This window comes from Limnohabitans sp. MMS-10A-192 (assembly GCF_003063335.1).
GTDB lineage: Bacteria > Pseudomonadota > Gammaproteobacteria > Burkholderiales > Burkholderiaceae_C > Limnohabitans_A.
The window spans coordinates 569,722-585,797 of sequence record NZ_NERX01000001.1; the positions used below are offsets into that span (position 1 = coordinate 569,722).

12 protein-coding genes are annotated in these 16,076 nt (G+C 58.5%); 9 read left to right on the forward strand and 3 right to left on the reverse strand.

The window, feature by feature from the left end; genetic code table 11:
* Window positions 1–136 precede the first annotated feature (136 nt).
* Window positions 137–2,413 (forward strand): arginine/lysine/ornithine decarboxylase, encoded by a 2,277-nt coding sequence (locus B9Z43_RS02870; protein ID WP_108322617.1) that lies wholly within the window; start codon window positions 137–139, stop codon window positions 2,411–2,413.
* Between the two features lie 80 nt (window positions 2,414–2,493).
* On the opposite strand, the gene fabI is transcribed toward B9Z43_RS02870, so the two are convergent.
* Both fabI and B9Z43_RS02880 read right to left on the reverse strand, forming a co-directional pair.
* Window positions 2,494–3,309, reverse strand: a complete 816-nt coding sequence (gene fabI, locus B9Z43_RS02875; protein ID WP_108322618.1) for an enoyl-ACP reductase FabI — start codon at window positions 3,307–3,309, stop codon at window positions 2,494–2,496.
* 58 nt (window positions 3,310–3,367) lie between these two features.
* Window positions 3,368–4,933 carry a hypothetical protein gene (locus B9Z43_RS02880; RefSeq protein ID WP_199222236.1) on the reverse strand — a complete coding sequence of 522 codons (1,566 nt, stop codon included), beginning with the start codon at window positions 4,931–4,933 and terminating at the stop codon, window positions 3,368–3,370.
* 274 nt (window positions 4,934–5,207) lie between these two features.
* Here B9Z43_RS02880 and rimP point away from each other — a divergent pair, with 274 nt between their 5' ends.
* The 8 genes from rimP to B9Z43_RS02920 all read left to right on the forward strand — a co-directional run bounded on the left by rimP (window position 5,208) and on the right by B9Z43_RS02920 (window position 15,469).
* A complete protein-coding gene (rimP, locus tag B9Z43_RS02885) occupies window positions 5,208–5,771 on the forward strand; it encodes a ribosome maturation factor RimP (RefSeq protein ID WP_108322620.1) in 564 nt (187 codons plus the stop codon).
* A gap of 73 nt (window positions 5,772–5,844) precedes the next feature.
* Window positions 5,845–7,329: a transcription termination factor NusA gene (gene nusA / locus B9Z43_RS02890; RefSeq protein ID WP_108323204.1), complete on the forward strand. Its 1,485-nt coding sequence runs from the start codon at window positions 5,845–5,847 to the stop codon at window positions 7,327–7,329.
* Between the two features lie 25 nt (window positions 7,330–7,354).
* Window positions 7,355–10,306, forward strand: coding sequence for a translation initiation factor IF-2 (gene infB / locus B9Z43_RS02895; RefSeq protein ID WP_108322621.1), 2,952 nt, complete (start codon window positions 7,355–7,357; stop codon window positions 10,304–10,306).
* Window positions 10,307–10,681 carry a 30S ribosome-binding factor RbfA gene (gene rbfA, locus B9Z43_RS02900; protein ID WP_108322622.1) on the forward strand — a complete coding sequence of 125 codons (375 nt, stop codon included), beginning with the start codon at window positions 10,307–10,309 and terminating at the stop codon, window positions 10,679–10,681. It begins immediately after the preceding gene.
* A gap of 3 nt (window positions 10,682–10,684) precedes the next feature.
* The gene (gene truB / locus B9Z43_RS02905) at window positions 10,685–11,665 is read left to right on the forward strand and encodes a tRNA pseudouridine(55) synthase TruB (protein ID WP_108322623.1); all 981 of its coding nucleotides are present in this window, start codon (window positions 10,685–10,687) and stop codon (window positions 11,663–11,665) included.
* 13 nt (window positions 11,666–11,678) lie between these two features.
* The gene (typA, locus tag B9Z43_RS02910) at window positions 11,679–13,496 is read left to right on the forward strand and encodes a translational GTPase TypA (RefSeq protein ID WP_108322624.1); all 1,818 of its coding nucleotides are present in this window, start codon (window positions 11,679–11,681) and stop codon (window positions 13,494–13,496) included.
* A 13-nt stretch (window positions 13,497–13,509) separates the two neighbouring features.
* On the forward strand, window positions 13,510–14,394 hold the full coding sequence (locus B9Z43_RS02915; protein WP_108322625.1) for a DMT family transporter: 885 nt from the start codon (window positions 13,510–13,512) through the stop codon (window positions 14,392–14,394).
* Window positions 14,387–15,469 (forward strand): enoyl-CoA hydratase/isomerase family protein, encoded by a 1,083-nt coding sequence (locus B9Z43_RS02920; RefSeq protein WP_108322626.1) that lies wholly within the window; start codon window positions 14,387–14,389, stop codon window positions 15,467–15,469. The genes B9Z43_RS02915 and B9Z43_RS02920 overlap by 8 nt, the downstream gene beginning before the upstream one ends.
* Window positions 15,470–15,550: 81 nt before the next feature.
* On the opposite strand, the gene smpB is transcribed toward B9Z43_RS02920, so the two are convergent.
* Complete coding sequence (smpB, locus tag B9Z43_RS02925) at window positions 15,551–16,039, reverse strand: SsrA-binding protein SmpB (RefSeq protein ID WP_108322627.1); 489 nt, start codon at window positions 16,037–16,039, stop codon at window positions 15,551–15,553.
* Window positions 16,040–16,076: the final 37 nt, after the last annotated feature.

A 16,076-nucleotide genomic window follows, 5' to 3' on the forward strand; every position in this document is an offset into this window, starting at 1 on the left:
GAGCCCAGGGCAAATCACAGGGTGGATCGGGTGCAGGTTTTTTCAGGAAATCTGATCTTTGTCGCGTGGAAGTCACTTTTTATCCTTAAACTTCGCGCCTGTTTCTCCCTCTTTAGGGCTTGAGCCCAACCCCGCCATGAAATTTCGCTTTCCCATCGTCATCATTGACGAAGACTACCGTTCTGAAAACACTTCAGGCTTGGGTATCCGCGCTTTGGCAGACGCCATCGTCAGCGAAGGCTTTGAGGTGTTGGGGGTGACCAGCTACGGCGACCTGTCGCAGTTTGCGCAGCAGCAAAGCCGCGCCAGTGCTTTCATTTTGTCGATCGATGACGAAGAGTTTTCGCCAGGTCCCGATCTCGACCCTGCGGTCATCAGCTTGCGTGCATTCATTGACGAAGTGCGCCGCAAGAACGCCGATGTGCCGATCTACATCTATGGCGAGACCAAAACCAGCCAGCACTTGCCCAACGACATCCTGCGCGAGTTGCATGGCTTCATCCACATGTACGAAGACACGCCGGAATTCATGGCGCGTCACATCATCCGTGAGGCCAAGAGCTACCTGGAAGGCCTGCAGCCACCGTTCTTCAAGGCACTACTCGATTACGCCGAAGACGGCTCTTACTCGTGGCACTGCCCGGGTCACTCGGGTGGCGTGGCTTTCTTGAAGAGCCCTGTGGGCCAGATGTACCACCAGTTCTATGGTGAAAACATGCTGCGCGCCGACGTGTGCAATGCGGTGGAAGAACTCGGCCAGTTGCTGGACCACAACGGTGCCATCGGCGAGAGTGAGCGCAACGCAGCCCGCATTTTCAATGCCGACCATTGCTTCTTTGTGACCAACGGCACCAGCACGTCCAACAAAATTGTGTGGCACCACACCGTGGCGCCGGGCGATGTGGTGGTGGTGGACCGCAACTGCCACAAATCCATCCTGCACGCGATCATCATGACCGGTGCGATCCCGGTGTTCTTGAAGCCGACACGCAACCATTTCGGCATCATTGGCCCGATTCCCAAAAGCGAATTCGAGCCAGCGGCCATCCAGGCCAAGATCAAAAAGAACCCGCTGCTCAAAGGTGTGGATGCCAAAAAGGTCAAGCCACGTGTGATGACCTTGACCCAGTCGACCTATGACGGCGTGCTCTACAACACCGAAACCATCAAGAGCATGCTCGATGGCTATGTCGAGAATTTGCACTTTGACGAGGCCTGGTTGCCGCATGCGGCATTCCACCCGTTTTATGGCCCCTACCACGCCATGGGTAAAAAACGTGCGCGCCCGAAAGAGTCGATTGTTTACGCGACACAGTCCATCCACAAGTTGCTCGCTGGCATCAGCCAAGCCAGCCATGTGCTGGTGCAAGACGCGCAAAACACCAAGCTGGACCGCCCGCTGTTCAACGAGGCGTACCTGATGCACACCTCGACCAGCCCGCAGTACAGCATCATCGCCAGCTGCGATGTGGCTGCCGCCATGATGGAGCCGCCTGGCGGCACCGCGCTGGTAGAAGAGAGCATTGCCGAGGCTTTGGATTTTCGCCGTGCCATGCGCAAGGTGGATGCCGAATACGGCAAGGATTGGTGGTTCAAGGTCTGGGGACCTGAGAAGTTTGGCGAGGAGGGCATTGGCCGCGCCGATGATTGGATCTTGCGCAACGACCCGCGCAAGAAGGCCAGCAAGTGGCACGGCTTTGGCCAGCAACTGGCCGATGGCTTCAACATGCTCGACCCGATCAAGTCGACCATCGTGACGCCCGGCCTGGATCTGGATGGCAAGTTCGACAAGACCGGCATCCCGGCTTCGATCGTCAGCAAGTTCCTGACCGAGCACGGCGTGGTGGTCGAGAAGACGGGCCTCTACAGCTTCTTCATCATGTTCACCATCGGCATCACCAAGGGCCGCTGGAACACGCTGCTGACGGCTTTGCAACAGTTCAAGGACGATTACGCCAAGAACCAGCCGATGTGGAAAATCCTGCCCGAGTTCTGCCAGAAGCACCCCCGCTACGAGCGCATGGGTCTGCGTGACCTGTGTCAGCATGTGCACGAGATGTACGCCAAGTACGACATCGCGCGCCTGACCACCGACATGTATCTGTCAGACCTCGCGCCAGCCATGAAGCCTTCGGATGCCTACGCCCACATTGCCCAGCGCAAGACCGAGCGCGTGGAAATTGATCACCTGGAAGGCCGTATCACCGTGGGCTTGGTGACGCCTTACCCACCAGGCATTCCTTTGCTGATTCCTGGCGAGGTTTTCAACAAAAAAATCGTGGACTACCTCAAGTTCGCCCGCGAGTTCAACGAGAAGTGCCCAGGCTTTGAGACCGATATCCACGGCTTGGTCGAGATCAAGGACGAAGACGGCAAGAAGCGTTACTACGCCGATTGCGTGCGTGAGTCCTGATCGGTTTGGCCCTGGGCAGGCGCCAAAGTTCGGACAACAAAAAAGCGGCCAAGGCCGCTTTTTTGTTGGGCGCAGCGCAATCAGGCCGCTTCGGCAGGTTCGGCAATGCCGCCCACGACTTGGCTGAAGCCACCGTCCACATAGGTGATCTCGGCGGTCACGCCTGCGGCCAAATCGCTCAGCAAGAAAGCGGCCACATTGCCCACGTCATCGATGGTCACGTTGCGGCGGATGGGTGACGTTTCGGCCACCACCGACAGGATTTTGCCGAAGCCCTTGATGCCGCTGGCCGCCAGGGTTTTGATGGGGCCGGCCGAGATGCCGTTGGCACGCATGCCGCGGCCTTGGCTGCCCAGAGATTCGGCCAGGTAACGCACCGAGGCTTCCAAGCTGGCTTTGGCCAGGCCCATGGTGTTGTAGTTGGGCACGTTGCGGATGGCACCCAAGTAGGTGAGGGTCAGCACAGACGATTTGTCATTCAGGTAGGGCAAGCAAGCCTTGGCCATCGCAGGGAAGCTGTAGGCGCTGATGTCATGGGCGATCTTGAAACCTTCACGCGACAGACCGTCGAGAAAGTCGCCGGCGATGGCTTCGCGGGGAGCGTAGCCGATGGCGTGCACGAAGCCGTCGAACTTGGGCCAGTGGGCCGACAGATCGGTGAACAGCTTTTCAATTTGCTCGTCGCTGCCGACATCGCAATCGAACACCAACTTGGAGCCAAAGTCGGCTGCGAATTCGGTGATGCGGTCCTTGAAACGCTCGCCGACATAGCTGAACGCCAGCTCGGCCCCTTGGGCATGGCAGGCCTTGGCGATGCCATAGGCGATCGAGCGGTTGGACAAAACGCCGGTGATCAGCAGTTTTTTGCCTGCGAGGAAACCTGTTTGGGTGGTCATGGAAGTCATCTTTCGGAAAAAATCTGGGTGGGATTGTCGCATGCGCCACACTGTGGTTTCAGGCGCTGCCCCAGCCGCGCCAGCGTGCAAAGGCGATGGCTGCCAGCGGCATCAGCAGACCGATCAGCAAGGTGCTGAGCAGCAAGCCGCTCAGGTCGGCGTAATTGGCCGGCACGGTCACGGTGCCAGCGGCGTCACGCACTTGACGTGTCAGCGTAAAAATCTGATTGAGGTACTTGGTGCCCAACTGCGCGGCCGAAAGCGCCAGGTTGGTGAAGCTGGCCATGACCGCAAAGTAAGTGGCCTTCAGGTGGGGTGGGGCGGAGTTGGCAATCCAGACCAGCATCGGGATCATGCTGATTTGGCCCAGTGGCGACTCCAATGCGGTATCGACGATGGCGATAAACCGTGCATCGACCACGCCGCCGGTGTGTGCGGCCGTCCATTCGTGCAGGCCCAGGCTCATGCCCAGGGTGGGCAAGCTGAGCAAGGTGCCCAGCACCGTGAGCGAACCGACCACATAAAAAATCGAGCGGTCCGTCATGAAGCGGCGAAACACGAACATGCCTGCGAGCGCCAGGGTGCTGCCAATCAGCGACAAGACCGAGAAAAAGGGCTGATCAAAGCCCAGTTGGTCGATCATCCACCATGACATGCCGGCCCCGGTGCCGGGTACGGCTCGGAACATGAAGATCACCAAAGCTGTGCCCAGCAGGGTGCGGCGTGCAGCAGGTTCCAGCTCACGCATCAGGCGCGCCATGAGTGCGCCGATGATGAGCATGGAACTCACAAAAATCAGTTCCTGGCTGAAACGCCAGCCTGACAAACCCAGACCAATGGTCAAGGTCACAAACACCAGGCTGCCGCCGAGCAGCACCGCATTGGGCTTCGTGTCGCCATCTTCCGGCTGGAACAAGGCCATGGCCTGGGCCCGGCTCAGTCCCCGCGCCATGTGTTGCTTGACTTGGGCATTTTGCTGCACGCGTGCCACGACCAAGCCCATCACAGACAGCAAAGGGATGATGAGGGCCAGGAGGTAAAGATTGCGGTAAGTGAGTGTTTTTTCGGCCGCACTCAGGGTTTGCACATCGGCGAACATGCCCAGATTGATCAGCGCCACGAGGATGGTGCCGCCCACGATCGCCACGCGTCCCAGTGTTTGCATGGTGGTGTGCATCCGTTTGAGCGAGGCTGCATCGACCGGCGTTCCGTCGGGCTTGCACTTGGGCACGGCCTCGACGGTCATGGCGTCTGCGGTGGCGTCTTGCAATACATAGCCCACCGGACTGAGCAATGCGGCCAACACGAACCAGGCGTTGACACTCCAGACCGAGGCCATGGCATCGCGCTGGCCCACCAGCCCCGCCATGATGAGCAGGCTGGCGCTGATGAGGGTGGCACCCAAAAGGATAAATCCAGCTTTGTAGCGCCAGAAAATATCCACCAAATGCCCAATCGGCATCTTGAGCGCCCATGGCAAGCCCGCCCAAAAAGCCAATGCAGCCAGAAATTCAGCGGGCAAACCCAGGTGCTCTTTGACAAAAAATGTGCCCACGATGCCGGTGAGGCCCTGCACGCCAGCGGCCATATAAACCATGAGTGGCGGCAAATAGGACCAGCGCATGTCGCGACTCAAAGACCGGACGTTCTCGTCCATCCAACGTGATACCGTATTCAAACCATGCCCCTGTGAATGCTTTTGACGGCCCATTGTGCCTTGCCGTCGGCCCCGGGATGACCCAGTCTGGCCCAATGCGCTTTCCTGCTCATATTTCTCTTAAAAATCACACACTTAGCGCATTTATCGGATAGAATACTGGCTTCACGACCAAACGGGCGGGTTTTCACCGCCCGTTTTTTTTGGTCTTTCATTTTTAAGTTTGACATTTCGAAGTTCTGTGGCACTGCAACAAATCGTTGAAGAAACCGTGATCGGCCTGGGCTATGACCTGGTCGAAATTGAACGCTCTGCGGGCGGATTGCTCCGGATCACGATCGATTGGCCATGGCAGCCTGGGTCGGATGTATTTGTCACTGTGGAAGACTGTGAAAAAGTCAATCGCCAACTGCAGTTTGCGCTGGAAGTGGACGGTGTCACGTACAACCGCCTCGAAGTGTCATCGCCGGGTATTGACCGTCCCTTGCGCCACGAAAAAGACTTTGAGCGTTTCACCGGTGAGTTGATCGACCTCACGCTCAAGGCCCCGATGGGCGAAAACGCGGCGGGCATGGTCAGTGCGAACCGCAAAAAATTTCGCGGCACGCTCGAGCGTGACGCCACCGGCACAGGCTGGCAAATCGTCTGGAGCGATGAGCCCGTTGGTAAACCCGGTCAACGGATCAGCAAGAAACGAGCCCCGGCGCCTTTGCATGCCCTGGGCTTCACGCTGGACGAATTGCGCGAAGCCCGTCTGGCGCCCGTGGTGGATTTCAAGGGGCGCAAGCCCAAGGCAGAAGCTTGACCCTTGTGGCGGCTTTAAGAATATTTGAATCGGGGCTCAATCCCAAGCCCCAATGGAACAGGAGAGTCGAGTCATGAATCGCGAAATGTTGATGTTGGTCGATGCCATCTCACGTGAAAAGAACGTGGAGCGCGACGTGGTATTTGGTGCTGTGGAAGCGGCTTTGGCCCAAGCCACCAAAAAGCTGTATCCCGGCGAAGTGGATATCCGTGTGTCGGTTGACAGAGACAGCGGCAGTTATGAAACTTTCCGCCGCTGGCACGTGGTGCCCGATGAAGCGGGTCTGCAATTGCCCGAGCAGGAAATCCTTCTGTTTGAAGCAAAAGAGCAAATCCCAGACATCGAAGTGGACGAGTACATCGAAGAGCCGATCGAGTCATTGCCCATTGGCCGCATTGGCGCCATGGCGGCCAAGCAGGTGATCTTGCAAAAAATCCGTGACGCCGAGCGTGAAATGCTGCTCAACGACTTCATGTCGCGTGGCGAGAAGATTTTTGTGGGCACCGTCAAGCGCATGGACAAGGGCGACATCATCTGTGAAGCCGGGCGCGTCGAAGGCCGCCTGCGTCGCAGCGAGATGATCCCCAAGGAAAACCTGCGCAGCGGTGACCGTGTGCGCGCCATGATCATGGACGTGGACCTGACCTTGCGCGGCGCCCCCATCATCTTGTCGCGTTCAGCGCCTGAATTCATGATCGAGTTGTTCCGCCAGGAAGTGCCCGAGATCGAACAAGGTCTGCTCGAAATCAAAACCTGCGCCCGTGACCCAGGCTCACGCGCCAAAATTGCCGTGTTGTCGCACGACAAGCGCGTTGACCCTATTGGCACTTGTGTCGGTGTGCGCGGCACGCGTGTGAACGCCGTGACCAACGAGTTGGCCGGTGAGCGCGTGGACATCGTGCTGTGGAGCGAAGATCCTGCTCAGTTCGTGATCGGTGCCTTGGCACCTGCCAACGTGCAGTCCATCGTGGTGGACGAAGAAAAACACGCCATGGATGTGGTGGTGGACGAAGAAAACCTGGCGATCGCCATTGGCCGTGGTGGTCAAAACGTGCGCCTGGCTTCTGACCTGACAGGCTGGAAGATCAACATCATGGACGCCGCCGAGTCTGCCCAAAAGCAGGCCGAAGAAAGCTCGGGCATCCGTCAGCTGTTCATGGAAAAGCTGGATGTGGACCAGGAAATTGCCGATATCCTGATCGAAGAAGGTTTCACCAGCCTGGAAGAAGTGGCCTATGTGCCGATCCAGGAAATGCTGGAGATCGAAAGCTTCGACGAAGACACCATCAACGAGCTGCGTGCGCGGGCCAAAGACGCCTTGCTGACACTTGAAATCGCACGTGAAGAGAGCGTTGAAGACGTCTCTCAAGACCTGCGTGACCTGCCGGGCTTGACGCCTGAGCTGATTTCCAAGCTGGTGGAAGCGGGTGTTCATACCCGTGACGACCTGGCTGACCTGGCCACCGACGAGTTGACCGACATCACCGGTCAATCTGCCGAAGAGGCCACCGCCCTGATCATGAAAGCCCGCGAACATTGGTTCGCAGGCCAGGCCTGAAGTTAACGGAGGCTTGAACACCATTATGTCCAGCACCACAGTTGCCGAGTTCGCCAATGAACTCAAAAAATCCGCCGATGTCTTGTTGCAGCAATTGAGCGCAGCAGGCGTGGCCAAACAATCGGACAGCGATGCGCTTTCCGACGCCGACAAGCAAAAGCTGCTGAGCTATTTGCAAACCAGTCACGGCACCCAAGCTGGTGATCGCAAGAAAATCACCCTGGTTAAGAAATCGACCAGTGAGATCAAGCAGGCCGACTCCACGGGCAAGGCCCGCACGATTCAGGTGGAAGTGCGCAAGAAACGCACTTTGATCAAACGCGATGACGAAGTGGTGACTGAGTCACCCGTCGAAGAGCCTCAAGAGCCCTTGATTGATCACGCGGAACTGGCGCGACGCGAAGAAGAAGCTCGCCGTCAGGCCGAATTGATTCGCCGTCAGGAAGAAGAGTTGGCTGAAAAGCGTCGACTCCGCGAAGAGCAAGAAGCCAAACAACGAGCCGCCGCGCAAGCCGAAGCGCTGCAAGCGCAAGCCGAGGCCTCTGCTCAGGCCGCGCAGGCGGCCCTGGCTGCCAAACCTGTTTTGAGCCGCGATGAGCGTGAGCAACTCGCTCGTGCAGAAGCCGCCAGCATCAATGCATCACAAGCCAAACCGGCCGCACCAGCCGCGCCTGCTGAGGCCCCGGAAGTGACTGCAGCTGCCAAAGCTGCAGACAAAGCCAAGGCCGATCAGGAGGCCCGTGAAGCCGCTGCTGCCCAAGCCGCTGCGGATTCCAAAGCACGCGCGGACGAAGAAACTGCCCGTGCCCGTGATCTGGATGAACGCCGTCGCAAGGCTTTGGCCGAGGCTGAAGCCATTCGCGCCATGATGAATGCACCCAAGAAGGTGCTGGTCGCTAAAAAAGAAGAACCCAAAGTCGAGCCCAAAGCGGCTGTCAAGGGCACACTGCACAAGCCAGCAGGCACACCTGCGCCAGGCGCTCGTGCAGCTGCAGCCAAGGCCGGCGAAGCCGCCGCGCCTGGTGGCAACAAGGAAGTCAAATCCGCCAAGCTGTCCTCCAGCTGGGCAGGGGACCCGGCCAAGAAAAAGGCCATTCCGACGCGTGGTGATTCCAGCGGTGGTGTGGGGCGCAACAGTTGGCGCGCTGGCCCTAAAGGCCGTCGTGGCAACGACCGCGATCGCAACGACTCACACGGCCAATCGGCACCACAAGAAGTGCGTGTGCTCGAAGTCCACGTGCCAGAAACCATCACCGTGGCCGAATTGGCCCACAAGATGGCGATCAAGGCATCCGAGGTCATCAAGCACCTGATGAAGCTCGGCCAGATGGCCACCATGAACCAGCCGCTGGACCAAGACACCGCCATGATTGTGGTGGAAGAAATGGGCCACAAAGCGGTGATCGCGGCACTGGACGATCCTGAAGCATTCACCGACGAAGAAGTGTCCGAGCAGCACGCCGAGGCTTTGCCGCGTGCGCCTGTGGTCACGGTCATGGGTCACGTTGACCACGGTAAAACATCTTTGCTGGATTACATTCGCCGTGCCAAAGTGGCTTCCGGCGAGGCCGGTGGCATCACGCAGCACATTGGTGCTTACCACGTGGAAACACCACGCGGCATGATCTCTTTCCTGGACACCCCCGGTCACGAAGCCTTCACGGCCATGCGTGCCCGTGGTGCACAAGCCACCGACATCGTCATCCTGGTGGTGGCGGGTGACGACGGCGTCATGCCCCAGACCAAGGAAGCCATCAAACACGCCAAAGCAGCCGGTGTGCCACTTGTGGTGGCCATCAACAAGATGGACAAGCCCGATTCGAACATCGAACGCGTTCGCGCCGAGCTGATTGCCGAAGAAGTCGTGCCCGAAGAATTCGGTGGCGATTCGCCTTTCGTTTCCGTCTCGGCCAAAACCGGTATGGGCATCGACGATCTGCTCGAGCAAGTGCTCTTGCAAGCCGAAGTGCTGGAACTCAAGGCCCCGGTGCAAGCTGCCGCCAAGGGTCTGGTCATCGAAGCGCGTCTGGACAAGGGCCGTGGTCCTGTGGCCACAATCCTGGTGCAGTCGGGAACTTTGAATACAGGCGACGTGGTGCTGGCAGGCCAGACTTTTGGCCGCGTGCGCGCCATGCTGGATGAAAACGGTGCTGCCATCAAATCGGCAGGCCCTTCGATCCCGGTCGAAATTCAGGGTCTGACCGAAGTGCCGCAAGCCGGTGATGAATTCATGGTCATGGGCGATGAACGCCGTGCCCGCGAAATCGCCACTTACCGCGCCGGTAAATTCCGCAACACCAAGTTGGCCAAGCAACAAGCGGCCAAGCTGGAGAACATGTTCACCGACATGTCTGCGGGCGAAGTCAAGATGCTGCCCATCATCATCAAGGCCGATGTGCAGGGTTCGCAAGAAGCGCTGGGTGCTTCCTTGCTCAAGTTGTCGACGGAAGAAGTCAAAGTTCAGTTGGTTTACTCCGGCGTGGGCGGTATCAGCGAGTCGGACATCAACCTGGCGATCGCTTCCAAAGCCATCGTGATCGGTTTCAACGTTCGTGCCGACGCCGGTGCCCGCAAACTGGCCGAAGGCAATGGCGTGGACGTGCATTACTACAACATCATTTATGACGCTGTGGATGAACTCAAAGCGGCCATGTCCGGCATGCTGGCGCCCGAGCAGCGCGAAGAAATCATGGGTATGGCCGAAATCCGTACCGTGTTCGTCGCGTCCAAGATCGGTACGGTTGCAGGTTGTATGGTCACTTCGGGTCAAGTCACCCGCAACGCCAAATTCCGCCTGCTGCGCGACAACGTGGTCATCTACACCGGTGAACTCGACTCGCTCAAGCGCCTCAAGGACGATGTGCGCGAAGTCAAAGAAGGCTTCGAGTGCGGTATCAAGCTCAAGAACTACAACGACATCAAAGAAGGCGATCAACTCGAATTCTTCGACGTCAAGGAAATTGCGAGAACGCTGTAAATGGCTCGTAAGAAGGTTTCATCCGTACCGAACCGCGGTTTCCGCGTGGCCGACCAGATCCAGCGTGATCTGGCCGAGTTGATTGCGCGTGAGTTGAAAGACCCACGCGTGGGCATGGTCACGATCAACGCGGTCGAGGTGACACCCGACTACGCCCATGCGAAAGTGTTTTTCAGCGTCTTGACGGGCAACCCCGAAGAGGCGACGGAAGGCTTGAACGCCGCAGCCGGTTTCTTGCGCAATGGTTTGTTCAAGCGTTTGCACATCCACACCGTGCCGACGTTGCACTTCATGTTTGACCGAACCACAGAGCGTGCCTCGGACATGAATGCCTTGATTGCCAAAGCCGTTTCTTCGCGCGCACAGGACGACTGAGCCATGAACGCGCCACGCACCAGGGTGCAGCGGCGCCCTGTGCACGGGGTGTTGTTGCTCGATAAACCGCTGGGACTGTCCAGCAACCAGGCTTTGCAAAAAGCCAAGTGGTTGCTGCGCGCTGAAAAGGCCGGTCACACCGGGACTTTGGACCCTTTGGCCACAGGCGTATTGCCTTTGTGTTTTGGTGCTGCGACCAAGTTCAGTCAGCAGCATCTGGATGCGGACAAGGTTTACGAAACGACCGTGCGCCTGGGTTTGAAAACCAGCACGGCCGATGCCGAAGGTGAAGTGGTTCAAACGCGAGAAGTGCGTTGCACGCCAGGCATGGTGGTGGAAGTGCTGGACCGGTTCATGGGACCGATCAGCCAAGTGCCACCGATGCACAGTGCCTTGAAAAAGGACGGCAAGGCGTTGTATGAATATGCCCGGCAGGGCGAAACCGTGGAGCGCCAAGCGCGCCACGTGGTGATCCATGACCTGGAGTTGCTGGACATGCAACTGCAGGGCGACGCCCCGTTTTTGCGTTTGCGCGTGGCCTGCAGCAAGGGCACTTACATCCGAACCTTGGGCGAAGACATCGCCGAGGCTTTGGGCTGTGGCGGTCACTTGAGCGCTTTGCGCCGGGTGGTGACGGGGCCTTTCGAGGCCTCGGCGTGTGTGACGCTGACGCAGCTGGAGTCCATGGACGAAGCTGCACGTTTGCAAGCCTTGCAGCCCGTAGACGTGCTGTTACCTGGCCACACCGAGGTGGGGCTGGACAGCGAGAACGCTGGAAGATTTTTGAGTGGGGTGCGCCGACGCGGCCCTTGGGTTGATTGTGATCATGTGGCCGTCTATGGAGAACATCCTCGGGCATTGCTGGGAACAGCACATGTGCGTGGCGGCGAATTGATTCCGGGTCGATTGTTGAGCCCGATCGAAATTCAACAGATTTTGGAAAAATCACCTGTCAACGAGCCTTTGCTGGCCGAGCAGGTTTAAAGGAAGAGAAAGCATGAGCAAGCAAATTCGCAACATCGCCATCATCGCGCACGTTGACCACGGTAAAACCACCATGGTCGATCAGTTGCTGCGCCAGTCGGGCACCTTCGCTGACCACGAAAAAGTCGTGGACACCGTCATGGACAACAACGCCATCGAACGCGAGCGTGGCATCACCATTTTGGCCAAGAACTGCGCCGTGAGCTGGGAAGGCACCCACATCAACATCGTGGACACCCCCGGACACGCGGACTTCGGCGGCGAAGTGGAACGTGCCTTGTCCATGGTCGACGGCGTGGTGCTGTTGATCGATGCACAAGAAGGCCCCATGCCTCAGACCCGCTTCGTGACCAAAAAGGCCTTGGCTTTGGGCCTCAAGCCCATCGTGGTCGTGAACAAAGTGGACAAGCCCGGTGCCAACCCCGACAAAGTGGTCAACGCCGCTTTTGACCTGTTCGACAAACTCGGTGCGAACGACGAGCAGCTGGACTTCCCCGTGGTGTATGCCTCCGGCATCAACGGCTGGACCTCGATGGAAGAGGGCGCTCCTGGTGAGCAGTGGGGCCCCGACATGTCGGCCTTGTTCAACACCGTGCTCAAGCACGTCAAGCCCAACGCGGGCGACCCTGCAGCGCCGCTGCAGTTGCAAATTTCTGCCCTCGACTTTTCGACCTTTGTGGGCCGCATCGGTGTGGGCCGTATCAGCCAAGGTACCGTCAAGCCCAACATGGATGTGGTTGTGATGGAAGGCCCAGACGGCTCGACCATCAAAGGCCGCGTCAACCAAGTGCTGACTTTCCAGGGTCTGGACCGCGTCCAAGTGACCGAAGCCGGTCCTGGCGACATCGTGTTGATCAACGGCATTGCCGACCTGAACATTGGCGTGACGGTGACCGACCCGATCAACCCCGCACCACTGCCCATGCTCAAAGTGGACGAGCCCACGCTTACCATGAACTTCTGCGTGAACACCTCGCCATTGGCCGGTCGTGAAGGCAAGTACGTGACCAGCCGTCAAATCTGGGATCGTCTGCAAAAAGAACTCCAGCACAACGTGGCGCTGCGCGTCAAAGAAACCGACGAAGACGGCATTTTTGAAGTGGCCGGTCGCGGTGAATTGCACCTGACCATCTTGCTGGAAAACATGCGCCGCGAAGGCTACGAGCTGGCTGTCTCCAAGCCTCGCGTGTTGTTCCGCGACATCGACGGTGAGCGCCATGAGCCTATCGAGCTGGTCACCGCCGACATCGAAGAAAACCACCAAGGCGGCGTGATGCAAGCCTTGGGCGAGCGCAAGGGCGAACTGGTCAACATGGAGCCCGATGGCCGTGGCCGTGTCCGTCTGGAATACCGCATCCCGGCCCGTGGCCTGATCGGTTTCACCAACGAATTCCTGAACTTGACCCGTGGTTCCGGCCTGATCTCCAACATCTTTGACGGCTACGAGCCGCACAAGGGCGAAATCGGCGGCCGCAAGAACGGCGTGCTGATCTCCATGGACGACGGTGAAATCTTCACCTACGCCCTGGGCAAGCTGGACGACCGTGGCCGCATGTTCGTCAAGGCGAACGATCCGGTGTACGAAGGCATGATTGTGGGTATCCACAGCCGTGACAACGACCTGGTCGTCAACGCGACACGTACCAAGCAGCTGACCAACTTCCGCGTGTCCGGCAAAGAGGACGCCATCAAGATCACACCTCCAATCGACCTGACACTGGAATACGGCGTCGAGTTCATCGAGGACGACGAGTTGGTCGAAATCACGCCCAAGAGCGTGCGTCTGCGCAAGCGCTTCCTCAAGGAAAGCGACCGCAAGCGCAACAAGTGATCGGCTGACGACCATGCGTTTATCGCACGGCATGGCCGTCTGGACCATGGTGGGCGTCACCGCCCTCTGGTCCATGGCCGGGGTGGTGACGCGGCATCTGGAGCAAGCGCGCAGCTTTGAAGTCACCTTCTGGCGCAGCTTCTTCACCGTGGTGTCCTTGCTGGTCATCCTGCCTTTGTGGCAGGGCCGAAGTGTTTGGTCACGGCTGCCTTTGCGCAGCCGTTACTTTTGGTATTCCGGCATTTGCTGGAGTGTCATGTTCACCGCCTTCATGGTGGCGCTCACCCTGACCGCTGTGGCCAATGTGCTGATCACCATGGCGGTGGGGCCTTTGCTGACGGCGTTGATCACCCGGGTGTTTTTGGGCCACCGCCTGCCAGGGCGCACTTGGTTGGCCATTGTGTTGGCTGTCGTTGGCATTGGCTGGATGTATGGCTCGCAACTCAGTCTGGGCGATCCCCATTTCCTGATCGGTTCTCTGGTCGCCTTGTGCGTGCCCATTGCGGGTTCCGTGCAATGGACGCTGGTGCAAAAAAGCCAGAGCGAAGGCCAAAATTTGGATCTCGTGCCCTCGGTCATGCTGGGGGCCATCCTCTCAACGTTGCTGACCTTGCCTTTGTCCATGCCGTTTCAGGCCTCAGTTCATGATGTGGGTTTGCTGGCCATGCTGGGCTTGTTTCAATTGGCCATCCCCTGCGCTTTGTCGGTGGTGTGTGCTCGGGTGCTCAAAGCACCTGAAGTGGCGTTGCTCGCTTTGCTTGAAATCGTTTTTGGCATCGCTTTGGCTTGGTGGGGCGCGAATGAAGCGCCGCAGCTGAGCGTACTTTTGGGAGGCACCCTGGTCCTGGGTGCCTTGCTTCTCAATGAATGGTTAGGCTGGAGACAAAACAATGTCTGATGTCATCGCGCAAATTGAAGGCCGCATCGGCTGCATCACCTTGAACCGCCCCAAGGCGCTGAATGCCTTGTCGCTCGACATGGTGCGTTCATTGACCCAGGCTTTGCTCGCATGGCAGGACAACCCTCAGGTGTTGGCGGTGGCCGTTCGCGGAACGGGCAAGGAGGGGCCCTTTGGCGCTTTTTGTGCAGGCGGGGACATTCGTTTCTTCCATCAAGCCGCACACGCAGGCGACGCCGCCTTGGGTGATTTTTTCACCGAAGAGTACCGCCTCAACCACCTGATCCACACCTACAGCAAGCCCTACATCGCCTTCATGGACGGCATCGTCATGGGCGGTGGCATGGGCATCAGCCAAGGCGCCAGTGTGCGCGTGGTCACCGAACGCACCAAGATGGCAATGCCCGAAACCAATATTGGGCTCTTTCCCGATGTGGGCGGCGGCTATTTTCTGAGCCGTTGTCCAGGTCGTCTGGGGGAGTACCTGGGCCTGACCGGGCACATGCTGGGAGGGGCACAAGCCGTGGCCGCCAAGCTGGCCGACATCGCCTTGCCCAGCGGCATGCTGGAGCCGATCTGGCAGACCTTGATCAGCAGCCCTTTTGAAAATGCTGAATCGGTGGAGCGCTGGGTGCTGGCCCAAGCAGGTGCCATGACGCCAGAAAAACTGACGCCACAGCCTCAGATCGATGAAGTCTTTGGCCTGCCCACCATTGCCGACATGCTGAACAAGCTGGAATCGGCGACCGACGAGTGGAGCCAGAAAACGGCGCACGCCTTGCGTCACCGCTCGCCTTTGATGCTGCATGTGGTCCTTGAGCAAATCCGCCGTGCGCGTCAAATGAGCTTGGCCGACGACTTGCGCATGGAGCGTGACATGGTTCACCACTGTTTCCACCTGCGATCGGTGGCCGACAGCGACACCGTCGAAGGCATTCGCGCCTTGGCGGTGGACAAAGACCACTCGCCGAAATGGAAGCCTGCGCGAATCGAAGAAGTGGATGCATCCGAAGCGGCACGGTTCTTTGTCAGCCCTTGGCCTTCAGACCACCACCCGCTGCGCGATTTATTCTGAGTGTGGCGCCCCGCTGCGGTGGGGCATTCATTGGCGGCTTGCGCTTGATCGCCCGAAAGGCGGCACTCCCACAAGCCACTTTCAGCGGTGACGGCTCTTCATGGCGCGTTCGACTTCGCGCTTGCCTTCGCGGTCCTTGATGGTGTCGCGTTTGTCGTGCTCGGCCTTGCCCTTGGCCAACGCAATGTCGCATTTCACCTTGCCTGATTTCCAGTGCAGGTTGATCGGCACCAGGGTATAGCCCTTTTGCTCGATCTTGCCGATCAAGCGCTTGATCTCTTCCTTGTTTAGCAGCAACTTGCGCGTGCGTGCGGCTTCGGGATTGATGTGGGTCGATGCGGTTTTGAGCGGATTGATCAGGCAGCCAATGATGAAAAGTTCGCCATTGCGAATGACCACATAACCGTCCGTGAGCTGCACCTTGCCTTCTCGGATGGCTTTGACTTCCCAGCCTTCCAGCACCATGCCTGCCTCGTAGCGTTCTTCGAAGAAATAGTCGAAGGCCGCCTTTTTATTCTCGGCAATCTTGGCAAAGGTGGGGGCTGCGCTTGTTTTTTTGGTGGTGGCCATGGTCAACAGATAGGGACGGCCTGGCCGTTCTCAAGGA

What these genes read in the sequence shown, in the direction of transcription:
- B9Z43_RS02870 (WP_108322617.1), top strand. Translation starts at nt 137, where the DNA reads ATGAAATTTCGCTTTCCCATCGTCATCATTGACGAAGACTACCGTTCT.
- fabI (WP_108322618.1), bottom strand. Translation starts at nt 3,309, where the DNA reads ATGACCACCCAAACAGGTTTCCTCGCAGGCAAAAAACTGCTGATCACC.
- B9Z43_RS02880 (WP_199222236.1), bottom strand. Translation starts at nt 4,933, where the DNA reads ATGCGCTGGTCCTATTTGCCGCCACTCATGGTTTATATGGCCGCTGGC.
- nusA (WP_108323204.1), top strand. Translation starts at nt 5,845, where the DNA reads ATGAATCGCGAAATGTTGATGTTGGTCGATGCCATCTCACGTGAAAAG.
- infB (WP_108322621.1), top strand. Translation starts at nt 7,355, where the DNA reads ATGTCCAGCACCACAGTTGCCGAGTTCGCCAATGAACTCAAAAAATCC.
- rbfA (WP_108322622.1), top strand. Translation starts at nt 10,307, where the DNA reads ATGGCTCGTAAGAAGGTTTCATCCGTACCGAACCGCGGTTTCCGCGTG.
- truB (WP_108322623.1), top strand. Translation starts at nt 10,685, where the DNA reads ATGAACGCGCCACGCACCAGGGTGCAGCGGCGCCCTGTGCACGGGGTG.
- typA (WP_108322624.1), top strand. Translation starts at nt 11,679, where the DNA reads ATGAGCAAGCAAATTCGCAACATCGCCATCATCGCGCACGTTGACCAC.
- B9Z43_RS02915 (WP_108322625.1), top strand. Translation starts at nt 13,510, where the DNA reads ATGCGTTTATCGCACGGCATGGCCGTCTGGACCATGGTGGGCGTCACC.
- B9Z43_RS02920 (WP_108322626.1), top strand. Translation starts at nt 14,387, where the DNA reads ATGTCTGATGTCATCGCGCAAATTGAAGGCCGCATCGGCTGCATCACC.
- smpB (WP_108322627.1), bottom strand. Translation starts at nt 16,039, where the DNA reads ATGGCCACCACCAAAAAAACAAGCGCAGCCCCCACCTTTGCCAAGATT.